The 22,212-nt window shown below is 56.4% G+C and carries 20 protein-coding genes; 4 read left to right on the top strand and 16 right to left on the bottom strand.

Translation table 11 applies throughout. The features are described 5' to 3' along the window. Positions 1-120: 120 nt before the first annotated feature. From ACT3UA_RS13165 to coaD, 3 genes are all read right to left on the bottom strand, one after another. Entirely contained in the window at positions 121-1,182 is a 1,062-nt protein-coding gene (locus ACT3UA_RS13165) for an LCP family protein (protein ID WP_444616894.1), read from the bottom strand. A 120-nt stretch (positions 1,183-1,302) separates the two neighbouring features. Beyond that, complete coding sequence (gene galU / locus ACT3UA_RS13160) at positions 1,303-2,205, bottom strand: UTP--glucose-1-phosphate uridylyltransferase GalU (protein ID WP_444616892.1); 903 nt, start codon at positions 2,203-2,205, stop codon at positions 1,303-1,305. A 77-nt stretch (positions 2,206-2,282) separates the two neighbouring features. Next, positions 2,283-2,756 carry a pantetheine-phosphate adenylyltransferase gene (gene coaD / locus ACT3UA_RS13155; RefSeq protein WP_444616890.1) on the bottom strand — a complete coding sequence of 158 codons (474 nt, stop codon included), beginning with the start codon at positions 2,754-2,756 and terminating at the stop codon, positions 2,283-2,285. A gap of 113 nt (positions 2,757-2,869) precedes the next feature. On the opposite strand from coaD, the gene ACT3UA_RS13150 reads away from it, so the two are divergent. Further along, entirely contained in the window at positions 2,870-4,081 is a 1,212-nt protein-coding gene (locus ACT3UA_RS13150) for an aminotransferase class I/II-fold pyridoxal phosphate-dependent enzyme (RefSeq protein ID WP_444616888.1), read from the top strand. Next, positions 4,078-4,860 (top strand): spermidine synthase, encoded by a 783-nt coding sequence (locus ACT3UA_RS13145; protein WP_444616886.1) that lies wholly within the window; start codon positions 4,078-4,080, stop codon positions 4,858-4,860. The genes ACT3UA_RS13150 and ACT3UA_RS13145 overlap by 4 nt, the downstream gene beginning before the upstream one ends. Here the strand turns inward: ACT3UA_RS13145 and rsmD are convergent. The 4 genes from rsmD to ACT3UA_RS13125 are packed head-to-tail and all read right to left on the bottom strand — an operon-like array spanning position 4,831 to position 9,664. After that, positions 4,831-5,421 (bottom strand): 16S rRNA (guanine(966)-N(2))-methyltransferase RsmD, encoded by a 591-nt coding sequence (gene rsmD, locus ACT3UA_RS13140; protein WP_096287108.1) that lies wholly within the window; start codon positions 5,419-5,421, stop codon positions 4,831-4,833. The two genes, ACT3UA_RS13145 and rsmD, sit on opposite strands and share 30 nt — an antisense overlap. Before the next feature lie 29 nt (positions 5,422-5,450). Further along, entirely contained in the window at positions 5,451-7,622 is a 2,172-nt protein-coding gene (locus ACT3UA_RS13135) for an ATP-dependent DNA helicase RecG (protein WP_255248463.1), read from the bottom strand. A 7-nt stretch (positions 7,623-7,629) separates the two neighbouring features. Next, entirely contained in the window at positions 7,630-8,595 is a 966-nt protein-coding gene (locus tag ACT3UA_RS13130) for a DAK2 domain-containing protein (protein WP_176484203.1), read from the bottom strand. Between the two features lie 22 nt (positions 8,596-8,617). Further along, positions 8,618-9,664, bottom strand: a complete 1,047-nt coding sequence (locus ACT3UA_RS13125) for an LCP family protein (RefSeq protein WP_096287104.1) — start codon at positions 9,662-9,664, stop codon at positions 8,618-8,620. Between the two features lie 153 nt (positions 9,665-9,817). Here ACT3UA_RS13125 and ACT3UA_RS13120 point away from each other — a divergent pair, with 153 nt between their 5' ends. After that, a complete protein-coding gene (locus ACT3UA_RS13120; RefSeq protein WP_444616882.1) occupies positions 9,818-10,252 on the top strand; it encodes a DUF3515 family protein in 435 nt (144 codons plus the stop codon). Between the two features lie 65 nt (positions 10,253-10,317). Here ACT3UA_RS13120 and ACT3UA_RS13115 read toward each other — a convergent pair whose 3' ends face one another. The 6 genes from ACT3UA_RS13115 to leuC all read right to left on the bottom strand — a co-directional run bounded on the left by ACT3UA_RS13115 (position 10,318) and on the right by leuC (position 16,906). Then, positions 10,318-11,430 (bottom strand): D-alanine--D-alanine ligase family protein, encoded by a 1,113-nt coding sequence (locus tag ACT3UA_RS13115; RefSeq protein ID WP_096287102.1) that lies wholly within the window; start codon positions 11,428-11,430, stop codon positions 10,318-10,320. After that, on the bottom strand, positions 11,430-12,464 hold the full coding sequence (locus tag ACT3UA_RS13110) for an NAD(P)H-dependent glycerol-3-phosphate dehydrogenase (RefSeq protein WP_444616880.1): 1,035 nt from the start codon (positions 12,462-12,464) through the stop codon (positions 11,430-11,432). The genes ACT3UA_RS13115 and ACT3UA_RS13110 overlap by 1 nt, the downstream gene beginning before the upstream one ends. A gap of 27 nt (positions 12,465-12,491) precedes the next feature. Next, positions 12,492-13,265, bottom strand: a complete 774-nt coding sequence (locus ACT3UA_RS13105; protein ID WP_444616878.1) for a lysophospholipid acyltransferase family protein — start codon at positions 13,263-13,265, stop codon at positions 12,492-12,494. 14 nt (positions 13,266-13,279) lie between these two features. Continuing rightward, positions 13,280-14,599 carry a UDP-N-acetylglucosamine 1-carboxyvinyltransferase gene (gene murA / locus ACT3UA_RS13100; protein ID WP_096287100.1) on the bottom strand — a complete coding sequence of 440 codons (1,320 nt, stop codon included), beginning with the start codon at positions 14,597-14,599 and terminating at the stop codon, positions 13,280-13,282. A gap of 247 nt (positions 14,600-14,846) precedes the next feature. Beyond that, complete coding sequence (gene leuD, locus ACT3UA_RS13095; RefSeq protein WP_444616876.1) at positions 14,847-15,452, bottom strand: 3-isopropylmalate dehydratase small subunit; 606 nt, start codon at positions 15,450-15,452, stop codon at positions 14,847-14,849. 14 nt (positions 15,453-15,466) lie between these two features. Beyond that, positions 15,467-16,906, bottom strand: a complete 1,440-nt coding sequence (gene leuC / locus ACT3UA_RS13090) for a 3-isopropylmalate dehydratase large subunit (protein ID WP_096287228.1) — start codon at positions 16,904-16,906, stop codon at positions 15,467-15,469. A 122-nt stretch (positions 16,907-17,028) separates the two neighbouring features. On the opposite strand from leuC, the gene ACT3UA_RS13085 reads away from it, so the two are divergent. Beyond that, the gene (locus tag ACT3UA_RS13085; RefSeq protein WP_096287226.1) at positions 17,029-17,751 is read left to right on the top strand and encodes an IclR family transcriptional regulator; all 723 of its coding nucleotides are present in this window, start codon (positions 17,029-17,031) and stop codon (positions 17,749-17,751) included. A gap of 12 nt (positions 17,752-17,763) precedes the next feature. On the opposite strand, the gene thiL is transcribed toward ACT3UA_RS13085, so the two are convergent. From thiL to ACT3UA_RS13070, 3 genes are read right to left on the bottom strand one after another with little or no spacing between them, the layout of a single operon-like run. Further along, positions 17,764-18,780 (bottom strand): thiamine-phosphate kinase, encoded by a 1,017-nt coding sequence (gene thiL, locus ACT3UA_RS13080; protein WP_444616873.1) that lies wholly within the window; start codon positions 18,778-18,780, stop codon positions 17,764-17,766. Positions 18,781-18,786: 6 nt separating this feature from the next. Continuing rightward, positions 18,787-20,430, bottom strand: coding sequence for a GTPase (locus ACT3UA_RS13075; protein ID WP_444616871.1), 1,644 nt, complete (start codon positions 20,428-20,430; stop codon positions 18,787-18,789). After that, entirely contained in the window at positions 20,427-22,196 is a 1,770-nt protein-coding gene (locus tag ACT3UA_RS13070) for a dynamin family protein (protein ID WP_444616869.1), read from the bottom strand. Before ACT3UA_RS13070 ends, ACT3UA_RS13075 begins: the two co-directional genes overlap by 4 nt. Positions 22,197-22,212: the final 16 nt, after the last annotated feature.

The following is a 22,212-nucleotide window of genomic DNA, read 5'->3' as shown; positions in this document are numbered from 1 at the left end:
GCTAACTACTACTTGAATTCGTAAGCACAGATGATCAAAGTCTAGTTTACGAGTGGTGGTAACACGTGATTTCGCGCTGCATACGCGAGTGCAATTGCTCCCACTCGCGCTTGGCCACGTCTATTCTGGCGGGTACTCAGCCAAATATTCAGCCATGGTATCGGTTTGCAGCGCCTCTGAAATTTCAGCGACTGCTAGTTCGCTGGCAAGTTCGATTGACTGACCATCGGCGCTAGTTGAACTACCTGCAGTCGGCATCGTGAACATCTCCAGGTTTTCGGTGTCCACGTTTTTGAGCTGCATACCCAAACCAACTAGTGTCGCCGCATCGAATTGCGAGTCGAAGGTGAGGTAAGGCGAAACTTTGTCGACAATACCGTAGAGCTTCACCGGATTGGTGAGAGTATCGTTGGATAGCATCTGGTTCACGGCCGCAACGAGGAATGTCCGTTGATTCTTGACGCGCTGGTAGTCACCGTCGCTGAATGACTTTCGTTCACGGACGAAACGCAAGGCACGATCCCCTTCTAAAGTGACCTCGCCTGCAGGATAGAAGTAGTCCGTGTCATTCGCGGTGAAGGGTATTTCATTGGAGACCGTAACGCCGCCCAGGGCCGTGGAAAGCTCTCGGAAGCCCTCAAAATCTATCATCGCCACGTGATCAACTTTCGTGTCGAATAGACCTTCCACGGTTTGCATCAGTAACGGTACCCCTCCAAGCGACACCGCAGCGTTGAGCTTGTTCTGGCCAAATCCTGGGATATCTACCCACATATCTCTGACCAAAGACATGATGTAAATTTGCTCTCGGTTTTCTGGAATATGCACCAGCATCATGGAGTCACTACGTTGATTCACCGCGCCGTCTAGCGCGGCTGCGTCCGATTGCTCATCATCAGCATGATCTACTCCTAGCATCAAGATATTCATGGAGCCATCGTCGGGATCTTTGACAGGTCTCGAACTCTGCTGCTCATCGCTGTAATCGATGGACAAGGTATTGGTTTTCGAATTGAACTGATGTTGAAGACTAAAGAGGTAGAACCCTGCACCCAAGGCTGCAACGACTACGACCGCAACGACGGATAATAGAACGCCGCGCAGGCGGCGCTTCCGCCGTCGCTCCACACCATAGCGCGCGCTACGAGACGTAAAGCTTTCACTTGTGTTTTGGGTATTCATTCCTGCAGCTTCTCAACGAAAATCTAGGGTATGCCCATGTGGCAAGTTCAATGCTCGCTACAGGGGCAAAGAAAAAGACTACTCAAGATAAATGTGATTATCCTGAGTAGCCCCTTACGATTAGTCTTCGAGGTTTGCGACGAACGTCCTTAGCCAAGTCTTCATGCCCGCGCCTAGTTCCTCGTTTTCAACGGCCAAAGTCACGTTTGCCTGGAGATAGCTCAGCTTGTCACCAGTGTCATAACGTCGGCCGCGGAAAACTACGGCATGGACTCCGGCTCCTTCATCGATGCCCACAGCAAGCTCTTGAAGAGCATCCGTCAGCTGAATTTCACCGCCGCGTCCCGGAGCGGTGTGCTCAAGCACTTCGAAAACTCTGGGGTGCAGCAGGTACCGGCCAATGATTGCCAGATTGCTTGGGGCTTCCTCCAAGCTTGGCTTCTCAACCAGGGCGTTCACTTTCACATAGTCTTCGCCCTCGACGGCAGAAACGTCCGCACAGCCGTAGGCGCTAATCTGTTCAGGCTCGACCTCCATGAGCGCGATCACCGACCCACCGGTCTTCTGCTGGGTTTCTACCATGAGCGACAACAGTTCATCGCGTGAATCAATTAAGTCGTCTCCCAGTAAAACTGCGAATGGTTCCTGCCCTACGTGCTGCTTTGCGCATAGGACCGCATGCCCAAGGCCTCGCGGGTCGCGCTGGCGTACGTAGTGAATATCGCCAAGTTCCGTTGCTTCCTGAACCGAACGCAACTTCTTCATGTCCCCCTTGGCTTCCAAGGATGCTTCCAAGGAGGGAACCCGATCGAAGTGGTCTTCGAGAGCGCGCTTGCTACGCCCAGTAATCATCAGCACGTCGTTCAGCCCAGCGTTCACGGCTTCGGCAACGACATACTGGATTGCAGGCTTATCAACTACGGGAAGCATCTCTTTTGGCATTGCCTTCGTTGCTGGCAAAAACCGAGTTCCCAGCCCGGCAGCTGGAATGACTGCCTTGGTAATTTTTGGAGTCAACGCCATTTTGATAATCCCTACTGTTCTCAAAAGGTAATCTGTATCTGATGAAGCAAGCAATCTTCATCTCACGAGCAAAGCTTCTAACTCTTCTTCGACAATCGCTTGATGACTGCGCGTGGAAAGTATTCAGCGACATCCCCGCCGAGCGACTGCACTTCTTTGAGCAGTGACGACGACAAATGAGTAAATCTGGTGTCCGCCTGAAGGAAGACTGTTTCCACGCCTGTGAGGTGGCGGTTCATGGTGGCCATGGGGATCTCATAGGCATAATCCACGGTGCTGCGCAGACCCTTGACGATAGCTTCGGCACCCTGCTCCTTGCAGAAATCCGCGAGGAGCCCTTGGCCCATGGGCATTGCGGAAACTCCGCGAAGACCTCCTACGGTCTCTTCGACAATGGCTACTCGTTCTTCTTCGCTAAAGCGGTAGTTCTTGGAATAGTTCGTCGACACAGCAACGATTACCTCGTCAAAGAGGCTCGCCGCACGGGCAATGATCTCAACATGGCCATTGTGGATGGGATCAAAGGATCCTGGGCATACAGCTCTGCGCATATATTGAATCTATCAACAAACCGCTAATAGCGCGTGATTTTGGATGGGCTGTCACGTAACGATTCATGCGTGTTACCCAACGCCAATTTCCTGATAGGAAGCATAATTGATCTATGACCTACGAATCCACGCCATGGCGGCGTACCGCGCGCAGTGCAAACCTGCTGGGACCAACGGGCGATCCCGGGGTCACAATCTTCGAAGAGATTACCGGTCTGGCGAATAAACACCACGCAATAAATTTAGGTCAAGGTTTCCCCGACACCGAGGGCCCGCAAGAAATTCGCGAATTGGCCGTCAAAGCCATACATGACGGAGCCAATCAGTACGCTCCAGGCAGCGGTATTCCCGCGTTGCGGCAGGCTATCTCGGAGCACCAGAATCGTTATTATGGTTTGAAAATTGATCCGGATACACAGGTGGTCGTCTCCACCGGCGCCACGGAAGCTATCGCGGCGACAATTTTGGCATTTGTCGAAGCTGGTGACGAGGTAGTCACTTTTGAGCCTTACTACGACTCCTATGCAGCCATGATTGGGTTGGCCAATGCTGCGCACAAGGTAGTGAAACTGCGAGCACCGTCATTCGCGCCAGATCTGGATGAACTCCGGGCTGCTGTCACCGACAAGACACGATTAATCATTGTCAATAATCCGCATAACCCCACGGGCACGGTTTTCGACGAGAACGTGTTGAACGAAATCATTGCTCTCGCGCATAAGCATGATTGCATCATTTTGGCGGATGAAGTCTATGAACATCTCACATTTGATTCGCCGCATATCCCCATCGCGACTCTTGCCGGCGGTTTTGAACGCACCGTGACGATTTCCTCTGCCGGCAAATCGTTTTCCTTCACCGGGTGGAAAGTTGGGTGGGCATCCGGGCCTCGCGAACTCATCACCGCGGTACGGACAGTCAAGCAATTCCTTTCCTATTCCTCCGGGCCTGCTTTCCAGCCAGCCGTCGCTGAGGCTCTGGCGCTTCCGGATTCCTTCTTCACCAACTTTTCCGCCGATCTCGGTGAGCGAGGTGCACAGCTTGCCGACGGCCTAGAAAAGGCGGGGATCCCGGTGATGCGCCCCAAAGGCACCTATTTCTTGGTCGCCGATCTCAAGGGACAGGGAGTCGAAAGCGCTGTGGACGCGGCGAAGCTCATGCCCGAACGAATCGGTGTGGCCGCAATCCCGCTATCGGTATTTGCGCACCAAGAAAATCAGTCGGAATATGCCTCCCTACTGCGTTTTGCCTTCTGCAAAAAACCTGAGGTCATTGCGCGCGCCGTCGAGCTGCTGCAAAATCTTCCGGGAGAACTCGCAAAATGAGCAATAAACCCATCAAACGCTGGCTCGGTGGTGTTCAGGCTCATGCAACGATTTATGACGATGACCTAGTTCCTGGTGCCAAGATCCTCGCCATTGCTGGCGCCGAACAGTCACATGTAAATCTGGCTGATCCGGAACAGATCTTCTATGAATACCTGGCTCGAATTGCCAATCATTTGAGCGTATTGCGCCCCAAGCCAGAACCATTAAAATTCCTCCATCTAGGTGCCGGAGCGCTGACCTTAGCCCGTTGGGGTGCTCTGCGCTATCCAAAAAGCACGCACGTTGCCGTTGATATCGAACGCGAACTGCTCGACTTCGTGCAAACGCACCTTCCCATGCCAAAAGAAAGCAATTTGCGGGCGATTGTGGCCGATGCCCGTGCGGTGCTTTACGAAGAACTGGCAGGTGAGCTCTACGACGTTATTGTCGTTGACATTTTTAGCGGACCGGAGGCACCGGAGCATCTGACCACCGCAGAGTACTATGCAGAACTTGCAGACTCGCTGGCCGTCGATGGTCTGCTCTTCGTGAATATCGGAGATGACCCGCCCTTGGCCTTCACCGATCGCCAGGTGGCGGCCGCACAAACTGTCTTCGCCCATGTGCTGCTCAGCTCAACTCCAGAGATGTTTAGCCGAAGATTCCCCGGGAACCTCATCCTTACCGCGTCAAAAGCCAGGATCGAGAAGCCTGCTATCGAAGCTTGCCAAGCGGCAGGCCCTTATCCGTCGGAGATCAAGCATTCTCTAGCCTTGGACCGGTTCGGCAAACCATAGGTGCGTCTCTCCGTATTTCTTATCCGCGATCTTCTCAAGGCCCGACGGCCATTGCGGTTCAGGAGAACGGCTGGAACGTTCAACAATAAGGGTCGCGTCCTCAGCGAGAACCCTGGAGACTTTCTCCAAGGTCGCCGAGAGCTCCTGCTCAGTCAACGGATACGGCGGATCCATAAAGACCAGGTCAAAAGTCTTTCGGGTCAAGGAAGTTTCTTCGTCGACGAAACCTGCGAGTACAGAATCCACCTTGCCTCGTTGAACCGAAGCAATCTGGCCCTTCAAGGCCACGTTGATTTTTGCTGCATTCTGCTGGCACACGCTCACAGCTTTTGGCGCCAGCTCCACCAGCAGCACCTGACGCGCCCCACGGCTAGCGGTTTCCAGCCCGAGGGCTCCGGAACCAGCAAACAGGTCCAGCACTCGCGCCGAAGAAATGACGTTCCAGCTTTCCAGCCGGGAGAACAGAGCCTCTTTGACCCTGTCTGTGGTGGGCCTCGTGGCATCTCCAGGAACCGACTTCAAGGTAGTGCCACCGGCTATGCCGGAGATAATACGGCTCATGTGATGCTGCCACTTTCGAAATATAGATATTAGTTTTTATTCAAGAATTCGCTGGTGGACTGATCAATCCACGACCCTACAACCGAGGCGAGCTGCGAGTGCTCGGCGGCCCAATTCCCGGACTGCATGAGCAGCTGGACGTCGTCACGGGCCGATTCGATCAAGCCACGATCTTTGATGATACTCAATTCACGCAGCGTTGACCGGCTACCGGACTGCTGAACGCCAAGGATATTTCCTTCCTTGCGTTCGGCAAGGTCCGCTTCGGCCAATTCGAATCCATCCAGAGTCGACTCAATGGTGCGCAATCTATTGACCGACTGGTGATCGGCGTCCAACCAGGTGGTCAGCAGACAGGTGCCCGGTAATCCGCCACGGCCGACACGACCGCGCAGCTGGTGGAGTTGTGAGATCCCAAATCTTTCGGCGTCCATGATCACCATCAAGGTTGCGTTGTGCACGTCCACACCGACTTCAATCACCGTGGTGGAAACCAGGACATCTATCTGCCCGGCTGCAAATTCATCCATGATCTCTTGCTTGTCATGGGAGTCAAGCTGCGAATGCAATGATTCCAGACGAACGTCGGTGAACGAAGGCATGGAGGAAAGAAGTTCAAACATTGCTTCAACGCTCATGGTTTGGTTGGCCCCATCTTCAGCGGTGGCTACCAAGATCCCTTGCTCCGCTGCCGTTTCTGTAATTCTCGGACAGACCACATACACCTGATGGCCTTTGCTGACTTCTTCCCGTATCCGTGAGAAGAGCCGGTCCCGGAATCCGGTGAGCTGCATGGGAACGATATGCGTGGAGATGGGGGCGCGTCCGGCAGGAAGCTTCCTGATGGTGGAGGTGTCCAGATCGCCAAAGACCGTCATCGCCACCGTACGTGGAATCGGCGTAGCGGTCATGACAAGCGTGTGAGGCACCGCGTCTTCGCCTTTGGCCCGCAACGCATCACGCTGTTCGACACCGAATCGATGCTGCTCATCGATGACAACGAGGCCGAGCTCGGCAAATCGCACGTGTTCGCCGAGCAGCGCGTGCGTGCCGATGATCAGTCCGGTCTCCCCGCTGGCTATGCCCAAGAGGGCTTCCCGGCGTTGAGCCGTTTTGGCCGAACCGGTCAGCAGCGCTACCCCAGTTCCCTCGCCCTCACCGAAGAGGCCTGGTTCGGCTAGGTTCCCCAGCATCTTCTTAATGGAGGAATAATGCTGCGCGGCGAGGACCTCTGTCGGCGCCAACAGCGCCGCTTGTCCCCCGGCGTCAATGACTTGCAAGATTGCACGGAGGGCAACAATCGTTTTACCCGAACCAACTTCGCCTTGCAGCAATCGGTGCATGGGATGCGCTCTAGCCAGGTCGGCGGTGATAGCCGCCCCGACCTCTAGTTGATCGTCAGTGAGCTCGAAGGGCAATCTTGATTCGAATTTATCGGCGAGTCCATCTTTGACTTGCCTTCGGGCAATTGCAGGCTGATTTCCCAGCTTTCGGCTTCGTTCGGCGAGCGAAAGTTGCAGCAGAAAGGCCTCTTCGAAGGCAAAGCGCTGCCGGGCAATATACGCCTGCTTGATTTCGCGCGGGCTATGCCTATCCAGGTAGGCCTTCGCCCGACGCGGATAATGATGCTGTGCGAGGGTTGCCTCGGGCAGGAACTCCGGAAGCTGCTCTTCGGTGAACAGTTCGGTGAGCAGGCCCATCAGATCACGAATCTTCTTATTCGGCATTTTTGCCGAGGCCGGATAGATCGGTATTGGCCGCGGATCGGCCTGCTCAGCCGTGTCCAGAATTGCGTAATCCGGCTGGCTCAGCTGCAGATGGTCTTGGTACCAGCCCACCTTGCCGCTGAACATTGCGATGGTTCCAATTTGCAGATCGTTGCGCGCTTGGTAACCGTTGAAGAAGGTCATCCGCAGTTCTTGCCCATTATTGGCAAGTTCGTCGCTCACCGTCACTTCAAAGATGAAACCACGCCGTGAGTGCATCTGCCGCTGGCTGACGTTGACCACTTGGGCTACTACGGTGACGTGTTCGTCAAAGGGCAGCTCGGCGATGGGGGTCAGCTCCCCCACATCGACATAGCGGCGGGGAAAATGCCAGAGAAACTCTCCAACGGTGGTATACCCGAAGGCCTTCTCCAGTGCTCCAGCATTTTTGGCGCCCAATGCCTTGGAGAGCTCGGCTAGTTCAATATTCTTCAAACGGATTTCATCCATCATGGGTACACAGATCGGTGACGCTGACGTTCACCGGCTCGCCCTGTTGACGGATGAGTTCCAGCGCAGCTTCGGCTTGGGCAACATGAACATGGACTCGCCAACGGTAGAATTCTTCGCTGGTCGAATTGACCGGCGACATGATGACCGAGTCGCCTATTCGGTCCAATTGACCGCGCAAGGTCGCAGCACCCAAAGCGTCCAGGGTGATCGTGCACATGACCTCGACACCCTGCGCATCATTCTGGATCAGATGCACATGTGGGTCTTGGATATGGTACCCATGGAATCCTTCATAATATTCGAAATCCGTCTCGGTGCCGCGGACGGCAGCGCAAAGCTCATCAAGAATAACCAGCATCCCAACCGCCCCGGCATCGACTACGCCGGCACTTTCAAGGCTGGGCAACTCATTTTCGGTGCCGTGCACGGCCATACGTGCGGCTTGGGATACCTGGCTTAGCACCGAATCCAGCGCTGCACGGCTTTCGGCATCGGTTTTCAGGTGGGCTAGCGTGGATCCGGCTGCCAGCGCGGCGGCACTGATCACCGAGAGCATGGTGCCCTCGACTGGCTCGCTTAGCGCAGACCATGAGCGGACCTTGGCGCGTTCCAGCCCCTTGGCCAGAATGCTGGCATTCAGCCGATCATGACCCAGCCAAGGTTCCGCTAGACCGCTGAGGAAGACCGCAAGCAGCGTCCCCGAATTGCCACGCGCCGACTCCATGGCGGCGCGGGCAGCAACTTCCAAAAAGGCGCCGATATCATCGCTTTCCAACTTGCTGACCGCGTCTTGCCCCGCCCGGGCGGTGAGATACAGGTTGCTACCTGTATCTCCATCCGCCACGGGGAAAACATTGATGGCATTCAGCCGATCGGAATGATTCCCGAGACTCTTCACGCTCCGCTGCAACCATTCACCGATGGCGCGCACGGAGGTATCGAGTTTTTGTGTCATGGGAAATCGGGTCTTTCAGTTCTTAGCGGGAAAGGTCCGTGGTATTCACGAATTCTTCCATCTTGTCTTCCTGCAACGCGGTGCCAAACTTGTCTATGGTTGCCATATCCGGAATGACAATCGACTGACCGTCCGCCGAACGGCCAGGGCCATTGTTCGGGAGCGTAAAGAATGTCATGTCGTTTGGACGCACATTCATCATCGAGGTGGCATAACCGGCCACGGTAGATGCATCCAACGATTCATCAACCGCGATAAATGGTGCCATCTCACTGACCACGCTATTAAGCTTAGCCGGATTGGTCAGGGTTTCCTTAGACATAATCTGCCCAAGCATCGCTTTGACAAACAGCTGCTGGTTCTTGACTCGTCCATAGTCGCTGCCCGGGAACGATTTGCGTTCACGAACAAAGGCCAAGGCCTGTTCTCCATCAAGGGTTTGGACACCAGCCGGGAAATACATGCCATTGGTAATTGACTGGCGGAAAGCCTGAGGATTGTTAACGGTCACGCCGCCAAGCGCGTCCGTCAATCCCTTGAATCCCTCAAAGTCAATTGATGCTACGTGGTTGATGCGTACCCCGAAGAGGCCCTCTAAGGTCTCAACTGCTTTTGGCACGCCTCCGCTGGCAAAAGCACGGTTGATCTTCGCAGTACCGACGCCCGGAATATCCAGCCAGGTATCGCGCATGACCGAGGTGACATAAACGCCATCGCGATCAGCCGGAATATGCACCAGCATCATGGTGTCCGAACGACCACCATTGGGCAGTGTGCCAAAGTCATCTTCCGCATCATCGACATCACGAGTGGCTCGTGTATCGCTGCCAAGGAGCAGAATGTTTACGGCGTCCTTTGACTCTTCCTTAACTTCTGGACGAGTCTCCTCAGCCGGGAAAGCCTCGGCGATCTTGTCGCTCTTCTCATCGAAGGTGCGGCCAAGATTCCATACGTACCCGCCGGCTACCAATCCGGCAATAACGACCAGTGCCAGAATACCGATAAGGATTCCACGCCCCGTACGTTTCTTCTTCGCACGCGGGCGTACAGGCTGTTCTTCAAAGGACATATGCTACCTTTCACAGTTTCAACTCTTTACATCCTATCTTTCAGAAACGAACGGTAGGCTGATAAAGTGCCAGTTTTCAGTAATAAGAGTCAAGAGTCATCAAAACTTAATCTAAGGATTAGGCGTACAAGTGCGCTATTGCTTGGAGCAGCGGTGCTTGCACCGATGCTCTCCGCGTGCGCCTCCATTGCCGCCGTCGAACCTGCCGCAGATGCAGGAAATCCATTGTGCGCCGAGATGATGGTCATCCTTCCCGAATTCGTCGGCGATGCCGAGCGTCGAAGCACGAATTCACAGGCGACGTCCGTATGGGGCGAGCCTTCGAAGGTGGTCCTGCGATGCGGAGTCCAGGTGCCCGGACCAACTACGGATCCGTGCGTATCAGTCAATGATGTTGATTGGATTGCCCACGAGGGTGATGACGGGATTTGGACGCTGACCACCTACGGCCGGACGCCAGCGACCGAAGTTGTGCTGGATCCTCAAGTCATTCCATCCAGTACGGTGCTGGCTTCGCTTTCCCAGGCAGCCTCGCGCATTCCGGCCGAGGGGGCCTGTGTAAGCGTCGATAAGAGTGTGGATCTCTGATTAATGCAAAAGAAGTGTTTGGCCGCGATCCTGGATCTCGCGCGGTCAAACACTTCTTGAACGGTTTAGCGTAAACCGATCTTCCGCTCACAGGCCAAGGCAATCAACTCATCAATCAGTGCGCTGTAGCCAATCCCAGTTTTGTCCCACATCTGCGGGTACATGCTGGAAGGTGTGAAGCCAGGCATGGTGTTGATCTCGTTGATGATCCACTGGCCATCTGGCGTGTAGAAAAAGTCCACCCGGGATAATCCTTCGGCGTCAATGGCATCAAATGCATTGACTGCCAGCTCGCGGATGCTCGCCGTGGCCTCATCGCTGAGTACCGCCGGGCAGCTGAGCTTCGCGGCAGTGCCATCAACATATTTCGCTTCAAAATCATAAAAGGTATGGCCATTTTCAGCAACGGCGATCTCTCCCGGCATTGAGGCTCGGGCAGGCTCTGAGTGACGGCCTTCAAGTACCCCGCACTCAATTTCACGGCCGCTGATTCCTTGCTCAACGATGACTTTTGGATCTTCAAGGCGCGCCGCGTCGATGGCCGCCCGAAGGTCTGAAGGCTCATCAACCTTGGTGATTCCCACCGACGAACCGGCACGTGCAGGCTTGACGAACAAGGGGTACTGCAATTTTTCGCAACGGGCCAACGCCGCTTCGCTGTCGCGCAGCCATTGCTTATTGGTTATCACTTCGTAGGGGCCTACGTTGAACCCGGCATTTTCGAACACGACCTTCATGAAATGCTTGTCCATGCCCATGGCGCTGGCTGCAATGCCTGAACCTACGTAGGCGACACCAGACATTTCAAGCATGCCCTGGATGGATCCATCCTCGCCGAACGGTCCGTGGAGCAGCGGGAATACCACGTCGATCTGGCCCAGATCCATAATTTGCGAGTCCGAGTAATGCAACAGAGTTGTGCGTTCAGAATCGTTCGAAAGGTGGACCGGCTTATCTGCCACGGCGATTTCGGGAAGTTTCCCGGAGCTCAGCGTCCACCCCGATGAATCTTCATCGACTAACGTCCAGGCACCGTCACGAGTGATCCCGACAGGGATCACGTCAAAACGATCCTTGTCGATTTCTTGCATCACGCCGGCTGCGGTGACGCAAGAGACCGAATGTTCAGAGGAACGGCCGCCAAAGAGCAATAGCACCCGTGGTTTACGCTGACTCATTACTGCTGTTCCCCTTCAGATTTCAATTCTCGTGCCAGAAGTCGCTCAGCCATGTTCTCCACGCTTAAGTTTCCTTCCAAGACCATCACCACTGCTTCGGTGATGGGCATTTCCACCCCATGGCTTCGCGAGAGGTCAAAGACCGCACGGGCCGATTTGATCCCCTCAGCCGTCTGCGACATCCGGTCATTGACTTCTTCGATGAAAAGTCCCTGACCGAGCAGACGCCCGGCGGTGTTGTTCCGCGAAAGCGAGGATGAGCAGGTTGCGACTAGGTCGCCCAGACCAGACAGGCCCGCCAAGGTGTCCAACCGTCCGCCGAGGGAAATCACCAAGCGAGTGGTCTCCGCCAACCCACGCGTAATAACCGTGGACTTGGTATTGTCCCCCATCCCCATGCCGTCGCACATGCCAACGGCCAGGGCAATGATGTTCTTGACAATGCCCCCAAGCTCTACGCCGAGCACGTCATCATTGGTATATGGGCGGAAATAAGGTGCGGAGCACAACTGTGCGATCCAATGGGCAGTTTCATTGCTGGTGCAGGCAACCACCGAAGCGGTCGGTTGCTCGCGGGCAATTTCCATGGCCAGATTCGGGCCGGAAAGCACGGCGATGCGGTCGGATGGAATTCCAGTGACCTCTGCCATGACCTCGCTCATGCGCAAATCCGTACCGCGCTCCAGCCCCTTCATCAGGGAAAGCAAAACGACCTCTTGCTCAAAGTGCGCGGCGAACTTCGCTAGTTCCTCACGAAGCGACTGCGCCGGAATGGCCAAGACCACCAGGTCCGCGTTGGCCAGCACTTCTTCAACATTGGAAGAGGCAGTCACATTTGCGGGAAGTTTCGTGTCCCGCAGATAGCGCGAGTTCGTGTGCCGTTCATTGATTTCCTGTGCGGCTTCATCCCGTCGAGCCCAAATTTGCACCGGAATGCTTTGTTCAGGCACCGCGTCCGCAAGCACCTTCGCAAAGGTTGTTCCCCAGCTTCCGGCACCCATGACGGCGATCTTACGTGGTAGCGGCTTACTCAAGGCAGTTCCTTCGCTAGGTATTGAGACTTAGTCGTTCGGAGGTTTTGGGGCATCAAATTCCCGACCGGTAGCTGTTTGTCCATGTTCGGACGGATTCCATGGCTTCTCGGGCGGGGTCTGCTGACGCAGCTCGGCCTGCAGCTCGGTGATCGAAGCCATGATCCGCTCGGTGGCTGCTTGCAAGACCGAACGCGTTCGCGGGCCGCTCCGCAGATCGTCAAGTTGCACCTGCTCCCCCACGCTCAAGGTAACGTGCTTTCGCGGGAACGGGTACATCTTCTTGGCATAGCGAGGAAACAGCTCTTGATCCCCCCAGTGCGCCATGGGAACTACTGGGGCACCCGTTTGCAGCGCTAGTCGCGCAGCCCCGGTGCGACCGACCATGGGCCACAATTCCGGATCACGCGTCAAGGTGCCCTCGGGGTAAATGACGATGACGCCGCCTGCTTCAAGCATCCTTTTCGCGGCACTTAGCGAATCCGCCGCGTTGGATCCACTACGTGAGACAGGGATCTGGCCGGTGGCACGCAAGGCAGCGCCGAGGACCGGAACCTTGAACAAGGATTCCTTGGCTAGCCAGCGAGGCAGACGGCCGCTGCTGTAGATCGCGTGACCGACAACCAGTGGGTCAATTTCGGTGAGGTGATTCGGGCAAAGGATGAATCCTCCGGAGGGAAGCTTGTCAAAGTCCTTCCAGGTCTTGCCCATCAGCACGTTCATTGCCGGACGCACAACCCCGGCCAAGATGGCAAAGACTGTCTTGGATTTAGCTGTTTCCCGGTGCACTAGGTTATCTGTCACGATCCAGTGTTCCCCTAGTTGCTCAGTTCAACATTTGCGCCCAAGGCAGTGAGCTTATCCATGAAATGCTCGTAGCCGCGGTTGATGATTTCAATTCCGGTGACCTTGCTGGTGCCTTCGGAAGCCAGCGCGGCAATCATATGGGAGAAACCGCCACGGAGGTCCGGGACGTCTATATTTGCACCTTTGAGCTGCGCTGGGCCGAGCACGACCGCAGAGTGCTTGAAGTTCCGCTGGCCAAAGCGGCATGGAGTGGAGCCCAAGCAGTCCGTATGGACCTGAACCGTAGCGCCCATGCGCACCAATGCATCAGTGAAGCCGAAGCGGTTTTCGTACACGGTTTCGTGGATCACCGACACGCCATTGGCCTGCGTCAACGCGACAACCAACGGCTGCTGCCAGTCCGTCATGAAGCCTGGATGCACGTCGGTCTCCAGGATCAACGGATTCAACTCGCCACCCGGGTGGAAGAAGCGAATACCGTTGTGGGCAACCTCGAACTCGCCACCGATCTGCCGGTAGACGTGAAGGAAGGCAGTCAGATCCCGTTGCTGGGCGTCTTCTACGAAAATGTCACCCTTGGTGACCAGCGCTGCCGAAGCCCACGAGGCGGCCTCATTGCGGTCAGGCAATGCGTAGTGGTCATAGCCGCGCAGTTCATCAACGCCCTGGATGCGGATGACGCGGTCACGGTGAACCGAAATGATGGCACCCATTTTTTGCAGCAAGGAAATGAGGTCCAAGATTTCTGGCTCGATCGCAGCGTTGCTGACTTCGGTCACACCCTTGGCGCGGACCGCGGAGAGCAGTACCTGCTCGGTGGTTCCAACACTTGGGTACTGAAGTTCAAGCTTGGCACCGGTCAGCCCCAGGGGTGCAGAAATGCGGATACCTGCCGCTTCCTTGTCCACGACCGCACCAAATTCGCGCAATACCTCTAAGTGGAAATCGATGGGGCGGTCACCGATACGGCAGCCACCCAGATCGGGGATGAACGCTTCCCCCAGGGAATGGATCAGCGGACCGCAGAACAGAATCGGAATACGCGAGTCGCCCGCGTGGGCGTCAATCGCCTGATTCGAAGCGCTCTTCGCCGCGACCGGATCCATGGTCAGGTCGCCTGTTTCAGGATCCTGGGAAACTTTGACGCCATGGATCTCCAAAAGGCTACGCACTACCGCGACGTCTTTAATTTCCGGTACGTTGCGTAGTACCGAGGGAGAGCTTCCAAGCAGGGCTGCAACCATAGCCTTGGGGACCAGGTTCTTAGCGCCGCCTACTCGAACGGTGCCTTTCAAGGGGACACCGCCATGGACCGTTAGAATCTTACCCATGTATGAATAAACCTCATCGCGTAGTCGTTTTTCCTGCCCGGACCGGTGGGCCAACAAAACAGGCAGGACTTAGCAAGCATACCGCCATCGTGGGAGCAGTTCTGGGCAGTTTAGCCCGTGGCGCACACATTGTGAGCATGCTTTCAGGGTTGGACTATTGATGGGTCGGCTCGCAATTGCGGCAAAACGAAAAAAGCCTCGCCCGCAGACACCTACTGGTGGGTACGGACGAGGCCTAGATTCGTTCTCAGTCAGCAGTTCTTGCAGGCAAGGTCTGCGGCTTGAATGCTGGGCGGGTAGCTTCAAAGGATGTGATGTCTTCCTCATGCTGCAAGGTCAGCCCAATGTCATCAAGGCCTTCCATTAAACGCCACCGCGTGTAGTCATCAATCTGGAATGGGGCCAGGATCGAACCGCACTGCACGGTACGTGCTTCCAAATTTACGCTGATCTCGGTTCCCGGATTATTCTCCAGTTCCTTCCAGATCAGTTCGATATCGCTCTGTGCGACCTCGGCCGCTACCAGACCCTGCTTACCCGAGTTGCCCCGGAAGATATCGGCAAAACGTGAGGAGATCACCGCTTTGAAGCCATAGTCCTTCAAGGCCCAGACGGCGTGTTCACGGGATGAACCGGTGCCGAAGTCCGGACCGGCAACCAGCACCGAACCATTGGTGTACGGCTCGGTATTCAGGATGAAATTCTCATCCCGGCGCCAGCCGGCAAACAACGCATCTTCAAAACCAGTGCGAGTGATTCGCTTCAGGTAGACGGCCGGGATGATCTGGTCGGTGTCGATGTTGCTCTGGCGCAGCGGGACACCAATCCCGGTGTGGGTAATGACTTTTTCCATGATGGTGTTCCTTCCTAGACCGATGCCGGAGCGTTAATGAGATCCGCGGGCGAAGCCAGCGTGCCACGCACGGCGGTGGCCGCGGCGACCAGCGGGGATACCAGGTGGGTGCGTCCGCCCTTGCCCTGGCGTCCCTCGAAGTTTCGGTTTGAAGTCGAGGCGCAGCGCTCCTGCTCGGCCAACTGATCCGGGTTCATCCCCAAGCACATGGAGCAGCCGGCGAAACGCCATTCGGCACCGAAGTCCTTGAAGACCTGGTCGAGGCCTTCCGCCTCGGCTTCGAGACGAACTCGTGCCGAACCGGGAACCACGATCATGCGGATCTGCGGGTCCTTTTCACGGCCCTTGATGATCTCGGCCGCGGCACGCAGGTCTTCCATCCGCGAGTTGGTGCAGGAACCCAGGAAGACGGTGTCGACACGGATTTCCTTCATCGGTGTTCCACCGATGAGCCCCATGTATTCGAGCGCGCGTTCGCAGGCCTTGCGATCATTTTCGTCTTCAAAATCTTCAGGTACCGGAACCCTGGAGGAAAGCGAAACGCCTTGACCCGGGTTGGTGCCCCAGGTGACGAATGGTTCCAGTTCATCCGCGTTCAGGAACACCTCATTGTCGAAGCGTGCGCCCTCGTCGCTTTGCAGGGTCTGCCAGTATTCAACGGCAGCATCCCACTCGGCACCTTGCGGCGCATGCGGGCGTCCCTTGACATATTCGAAGGTTGTTTCGTCCGGCGCAATCATTCCTGCGCGCGCACCGGCCTCAATGGACATGTTGCAGATGGTCATGCGTGCGTCCATGGACAATGCACGGATCGCGGAGCCACGGTATTCCAACACGTAGCCCTGCCCGCCGCCGGTGCCGATCTTGGCGATGACAGCCAAGATAATGTCCTTTGCGGTCACTCCGGGCTTGAGCGTGCCTTCAACATTGATGGACATGGTCTTGAACGGCTTCAGGCTCAACGACTGGGTTGCCATCACATGCTCAACCTCGGATGTACCGATGCCGAAGGCCAATGCGCCGAAGGCACCGTGGGTCGAGGTGTGGGAGTCACCGCACACCACGGTCATGCCCGGCTGCGTCAAACCCAGCTGCGGGCCAACCACATGCACGATCCCCTGTTCCTTGTCACCCAAGGAGTGCAGGCGAACACCAAATTCCTTGCAGTTATCGCGCAAGGTGAAAATCTGCGTCCGGCTGGTCAAATCCGCAATGGGCTTGTCAATGTCGAGGGTCGGGGTGTTGTGATCCTCGGTGGCGATAGTGAGATCTGGGCGGCGCAGCTTGCGCCCGGCCAACCGCAGGCCTTCGAAGGCTTGCGGGGAGGTGACCTCGTGTAGCAGGTGAAGGTCAATGTAGATCAAATCGGGCTGACGGGCTTCGCCCTGCCCTTCTCCCTGGCGCACTACGTGCGCGTTCCAGACCTTTTCTGCCAAGGTCTGGGGCGACTGCATGGTGGACATGCGACACACTCCTCAAGCTACGAACTATCAACACCTTTACTGTGACACTTCACAGAACCTCATTTCCAGTATCTGGACTTGAATCTCAAATGCTGAGACATGATAATGATTTCATGACTACAGGTAGCGGTGTTGGTGTTCTGGATAAGGCAGCAGCCATTCTCAATGCATTGGAAAATGGGCCAACGTCCCTCTCGCAGCTGGTCGAAATCACTAGAATTTCCCGGCCAACGGTGCACCGCATCGCCCAATCATTGGTGCACCATGGCTTGGTGGGCCGCGACTTGCACGGCCGATTCGAGCTCGGTGGTCGACTCGTCGAGCTAGCCAGCGCGGCCGGTGAAGACCGTTTGGTCAGCACGGCAGGACCGGTATTGACGAAGCTGCGCGATCTGACCGGCGAGAGCACACAGGTATTCCGCAAGCAGGGTGAATTCCGTGTGTGCATTGCCAGCGCGGAACGTCCCGTGGGATTGCGCGACACTATTCCGGTGGGGACGCAGCTGTCCATGAAGGCAGGTTCTGCTGCGCAGGTTCTTCTAGCCTGGGAAGACAATGAACGCATGATCGGCGGCCTGCAACATGCTCGTTTTACCCCGACCATTTTGGCCGGGGTACGTCGCCGCGGGTGGGCCCAGTCGCTCGGCGAACGCGAACCAGGCGTCGCCTCGGTGTCGGCTCCCGTGCGCGGCCAATCGGGGCGGGTCATTGCAGCATTGTCGATGTCTGGCCCGATTGAACGACTGACCCGTCAGCCGGGAAAGATCCACCACGATTCCATAGTCAATGCCGCGCGCGAGCTTTCGGACTTGCTGCGGATCCAGTCAGAAGGATAAAACGGCGGGCGCTTAGCCGAAGTGGTCGAAACCGCTTCGGTAGTCCAGCTGCTTTCCATTGAGGAAAACATTGGAACGCCGGCCGGTCAGCGGCACCACTTCACCCACCACCGAGAATTCCTCTGGAATCTCTACGCCTGATGGGAAGCAAGCGAGCAATCCGAAGTCCTCGCCGCCGTGCAGTACCCATTGCATAGGATCAAGGTCCAAGAGTTTTGCCGCTGGTTCCAGCCGCTGAGCAAAGACTTCAAGTGCGGACTTATCCAACTTGAAGCTGACATGGCTCGCCTTGGCCAGTCGTCCGGCATCTCGGACGAGCCCATCGGAAATATCCATCATGGCATGAGCGCCGGATTGAGCGGCTCTCGGGCCAGACTCCAAAGGCGGAGTTGGCTTGCACTGGGCATCGGCAAGACGTAGCACCGCGCGGCTCCAGGTCGTTGCTTCATGCTTTCCCTCCAGCAAGGCTAGCCCTGCCCCCGCTGCACCAAGTCGGCCAGCTACGGCGAGCCGGTCTCCGGGTTTAGCCCCCGTGCGAAGGATTTTTCCATATTCGCACTCGCCCAATACGGTGGTAGTCACCGAGATCTCTGATGAGCGACTGAGGTCACCGCCTAAGACGGCCAAGCGATCGGCCCCGAGCGAAGAAATCGCGGCAGCAATTCCACGCGCAAATTCCTTGGCCCAGGCCAGCGAGACCTCCGCTGGCATGGAAAGTGAAATGACGGCACCTGTAGGGACGCCACCCATGGCGTTGATGTCGGAGACATTTTGCGCGATCGATTTCCAGCCGATGTCATATGCGGCATGTTCATGTCCGCTGGGCCACACCAAACGAAAATCTTGGTCTTGGACAATGGTATCCACGGAAACGACTACTTCTCCCCCGGCAACGCGTAGCGCTCCGGCATCATCTCCTGGGCCGAGCCCCGCGTCCTTGGCATCCAAGAGCGGGAGGATCTCGTTCAAGATTCCTTGTTCACCAATGTCGCCCACGGTCGGGCTATTGTCAGTCTGTTGATTAGTCACAGGTTGCTATTCGGCTTTCTTCGCCGCGTTGGAAATCAACGCTGCATAACTGTTGTATTGCTCTAAGTGGTGTGCAGTGGGATCCACGATATATCGACGGACGACCCCCGACACTGAATTTTGGAGGTTTTTAAGCGCTTTCCTACGCTTCAGTCTAGCGACCATTCGATTGACGAATGATCCAAGAATTCCGAGGACTATGCCCAAAAGTATCCCGGTGAAAACCATCAGCGTGGGAATCGCGATCCCTTCGACTCGTGGCGTCTGCGGCAGGTCGAATTGGAAGTACGCGGCCAACGCTATTCCGCCCAGCCATAACGCGCCGGCCAGGGCCACGATGACGCCAAGCCATTGGACAAACTTGGTGACCGGCCACCACCAGGACTTCTTTTCAACGCCCAAGGTGCTGCTGGCAATGGCTATATCAATATCGTTGGCTAGTTGTTCCTTCTGCTCATGCACGCCGTCCTTCAATGATTGGGACCAGCGTGGCGACAGATCTTCGGTGGCTTCGCCAAGATAGCGCCCTATTGATTGGTCAACCGCCGCATTTTCGGCCACCGAAAGATCCGGGCGAGATGTCAATGAGATTTCTGGCTTTTCGATTCCACGCCCAAGGTTCATGCGCTTGAGCGGATCGTTTCGCAGTCGGGTGAGCCAGCTGGTGATCGGCCAGCCCGTATTGGTTGAGGCGCGTAACTTATATGAGGTCTGCACGGCCTCGGCGATGCGGTGCGTTCCATGAGCTTTGGCGATATTGCGCTCCAGGTCGGATTGCTCCATCACTCCTGGCATTCTGACCTTGGGCACGGCGAGTTCACCTTCAAGCGTGCGCAGCAGTTCGTCAACATCGGCGCGTAAGCGCCGAGTCGCCTGCACCTTGGTTTTCAGTGCCGAAGCAAACTTTCCACGAATGCCCTCTAGTCCTTCGCCGGTACGCGCTGAGGCCAGAATAACGGGAACCTGGCCAACCCCTTCGCTTTCAAGCAACGCGGCCAAGGAACCGCTCACAGCTTCCCGGTCGTTAGGCGCAATGGTGTCTATCTGGTTGAGCACCACTAAGAGGTTTCCGCGCTGTCCTGAAAGTTCGCTGAGGTATCCATGATGGATCGAAGCGTCGGCATACTTCTGGGGATCTAATACCCATACCAGGTAATCGACTTGCCCCGCCAGACGCGACGCGATCTGATGGTGCTCGGTGGAGGTTGAATCCATATCCGGCAGGTCAAGCAGGATCAGCCCTCCGGCTAGGTCCTGTGATTTCTTCGCTTCCGCACCGAGCACCTGGGAATCAAGGACATGACGCTCGCTGACTTCGAGCCAATCGAGCAGCTCACCGGCGCCTTCCGGCTGCCAGATGGCGCCCACCGTCTTGGTAGTGGTGGGCCGAATGACGCCAGTTTGCGCAATATCGGAACCGATAAGGGCGTTGAAAAGCGATGATTTACCGCTGCCTGTCGCTCCGAACAGCCCGAAGACCACGTGGTCTGCCGACAGCTGGCGGCGGGCTTCTGCTCGTTCGATGACCACCGCAGCGTGGTCAACCACTTCAGGTTCAAGATAGGGTTCGGCAATTTGCATTGCCGAAACCACCGCGTCGATTTGCTCGCTAAGTCCCGAATGAGCACGATTCACCTTCCGCTCGCTCATGCCTTGAATCCTCCCCTGCGCAGTCCGTTGACTTGTTCGCGTAGTTCTTGCACGATGACCGGCTGAAGATTAGCTTCGATCTCTCCCTGATAGACAGCCAGATTCTCGTCCATGAGTTCGCGTGTTCTGGCTTCCAACATGGTTCGTGCGCGCATGGCCATACGCCGAACTGCTTCTTCACCGAATATAGCTTCCAATAATTTCTGCCCGACAACGGCAGAGCCACCGGCGATGCCTAGTTCCAGCCCGGTCATGCCTGCGGTAGAAGCGAAGACCACAACCATGAGCGCTACCGCCACCCCATTGACGCCGAAGGCGGCAATCCTCGCGGTTTTTCGTTTGCCAGCCCCCTCGCTCCGGATCATTTCCAAGACATCTTTCTGCCACACCCGGATGCTATCCGCGGCCCGGACCTCAAGGTCTTTGCCGGGGCGTTCGGCCGGGAGCGATGCTAAAAGATGTGTCCCGATGGGTGTATTGCGCCAGTTACGATCAATGTCCTGGAAAGCATTGGTGATTTCGCTGACCAATACGGTGTGAAGCCCAGATTCTATCGCTTCTTCCACCCGATGAGTCGCCACCGGCTTCCCGCTGAAAAAGGAACCGACTCGATCTCGGATTCTGCCTATGACGCCTTCAATGCCGCGCAGTAGTTCGCCGGCTCCCACAAAATCTTGCCATCTGGCGAGGATCTCGCCTCGAAGCAGCGAACCGTCGTTCAATGCCTCCGTGGTTTTGCCCACGGCAAAATCAAAACGTTCGGTGGCGACCTTCCCCAGGGCTTTGAGCTGCGAGTCCTGGTCTTCGGCTTCTTCGCTGAGCGCGTGGAGGTCTTCGTGCAATCTCCTGATAGCGCCTTCGAGCGTTTGCTCAGCGATGCGTTGGCGTTCGGTAGCGTCAGCAGCCAGGGAATTCAGCCAAGCCGAAAAAGGTTCGATTCGTTCACCGGGAATCATTGCTTGCTCGTCCAGCTGAACTTCATTGATTACATGGAGTAGTTTGGGGTCCAGGTTTTTTGCGGCAAGCAACCGTTCGAGGTCCGGAACGATATCCGTTTCGGCGCCGGCCGGGACACGGTTGAGAATCACGCATACGGTGATTTCTCGAGCGCCTGCCTCGGTCAGTACTTCCCACGGAATAGCGTCGGCATAACGGTTTGCCGTGGTGACGAAGATCCAGAGGTCTGCGGCGTTCAAGAGCTGACCAGCCAGGGCGCGATTGTCATCGGAAACCGAATCGATGTCCGGTGCGTCGAGGATCGCCAGTCCGCGTGGAACGTTCGGATGCGGCACGACAAGCAGCGCGTCGTGGCGATCCATCCCATGCCCTGCGCTGAAGCCTGCCCCACTCAGCCGAGTCAGTTCAGGAAGTACCCGCTCGTTTGCGAACCAAGGTTCGTCTGCGGGGTTCACCGCAAGCACGGGCGTTCGCGTGGTGGGTCGCACGGCGCCGGAGCGGCTTATCTGGTCGCCGAGCAGGGAGTTCACCAACGTAGATTTTCCGGCACCGGTTGATCCACCAACCACAGCCAGCAGCGGGGCGTTCAAGTTCTTGAGACGAGGTTCCAGATAATCATTAATCTGGTGCAAAGCCTTCACTCTTAGCTGTTCGCCGCCGGGAGCTGAATGCGAGGTGGAGAGGATAAAGTTCAGATCATTTAATGACGATTCGAGCTTGGCAAAGCGATCCAGTAGCTGAACGGCACCGGCGTCAGGTAGCTGGTTCGCCGGTTCGGCCGGCTCCTGCGGCAATGATGTGGACTCCATAAGCTCCATCATGCCT

The organism is Glutamicibacter sp. 363, from assembly GCF_052379505.1.
Taxonomy (GTDB): domain Bacteria; phylum Actinomycetota; class Actinomycetes; order Actinomycetales; family Micrococcaceae; genus Glutamicibacter.
The sequence above is the reverse complement of the archived record's forward strand: the minus strand, read 5'-3'. Positions and strand labels throughout refer to the sequence as shown.

Excerpts from the sequence above, each read along its gene's own strand:
- ACT3UA_RS13165 (WP_444616894.1), bottom strand. The coding sequence starts at position 1,182 with ATGAATACCCAAAACACAAGTGAAAGCTTTACGTCTCGTAGCGCGCGC.
- galU (WP_444616892.1), bottom strand. The coding sequence starts at position 2,205 with ATGGCGTTGACTCCAAAAATTACCAAGGCAGTCATTCCAGCTGCCGGG.
- coaD (WP_444616890.1), bottom strand. The coding sequence starts at position 2,756 with ATGCGCAGAGCTGTATGCCCAGGATCCTTTGATCCCATCCACAATGGC.
- ACT3UA_RS13150 (WP_444616888.1), top strand. The coding sequence starts at position 2,870 with ATGACCTACGAATCCACGCCATGGCGGCGTACCGCGCGCAGTGCAAAC.
- ACT3UA_RS13145 (WP_444616886.1), top strand. The coding sequence starts at position 4,078 with ATGAGCAATAAACCCATCAAACGCTGGCTCGGTGGTGTTCAGGCTCAT.
- rsmD (WP_096287108.1), bottom strand. The coding sequence starts at position 5,421 with ATGAGCCGTATTATCTCCGGCATAGCCGGTGGCACTACCTTGAAGTCG.
- ACT3UA_RS13130 (WP_176484203.1), bottom strand. The coding sequence starts at position 8,595 with ATGACACAAAAACTCGATACCTCCGTGCGCGCCATCGGTGAATGGTTG.
- ACT3UA_RS13125 (WP_096287104.1), bottom strand. The coding sequence starts at position 9,664 with ATGTCCTTTGAAGAACAGCCTGTACGCCCGCGTGCGAAGAAGAAACGT.
- ACT3UA_RS13115 (WP_096287102.1), bottom strand. The coding sequence starts at position 11,430 with ATGAGTCAGCGTAAACCACGGGTGCTATTGCTCTTTGGCGGCCGTTCC.
- murA (WP_096287100.1), bottom strand. The coding sequence starts at position 14,599 with ATGGGTAAGATTCTAACGGTCCATGGCGGTGTCCCCTTGAAAGGCACC.
- leuD (WP_444616876.1), bottom strand. The coding sequence starts at position 15,452 with ATGGAAAAAGTCATTACCCACACCGGGATTGGTGTCCCGCTGCGCCAG.
- leuC (WP_096287228.1), bottom strand. The coding sequence starts at position 16,906 with ATGCAGTCGCCCCAGACCTTGGCAGAAAAGGTCTGGAACGCGCACGTA.
- ACT3UA_RS13085 (WP_096287226.1), top strand. The coding sequence starts at position 17,029 with ATGACTACAGGTAGCGGTGTTGGTGTTCTGGATAAGGCAGCAGCCATT.
- ACT3UA_RS13075 (WP_444616871.1), bottom strand. The coding sequence starts at position 20,430 with ATGAGCGAGCGGAAGGTGAATCGTGCTCATTCGGGACTTAGCGAGCAA.
- ACT3UA_RS13070 (WP_444616869.1), bottom strand. The coding sequence starts at position 22,196 with ATGGAGTCCACATCATTGCCGCAGGAGCCGGCCGAACCGGCGAACCAG.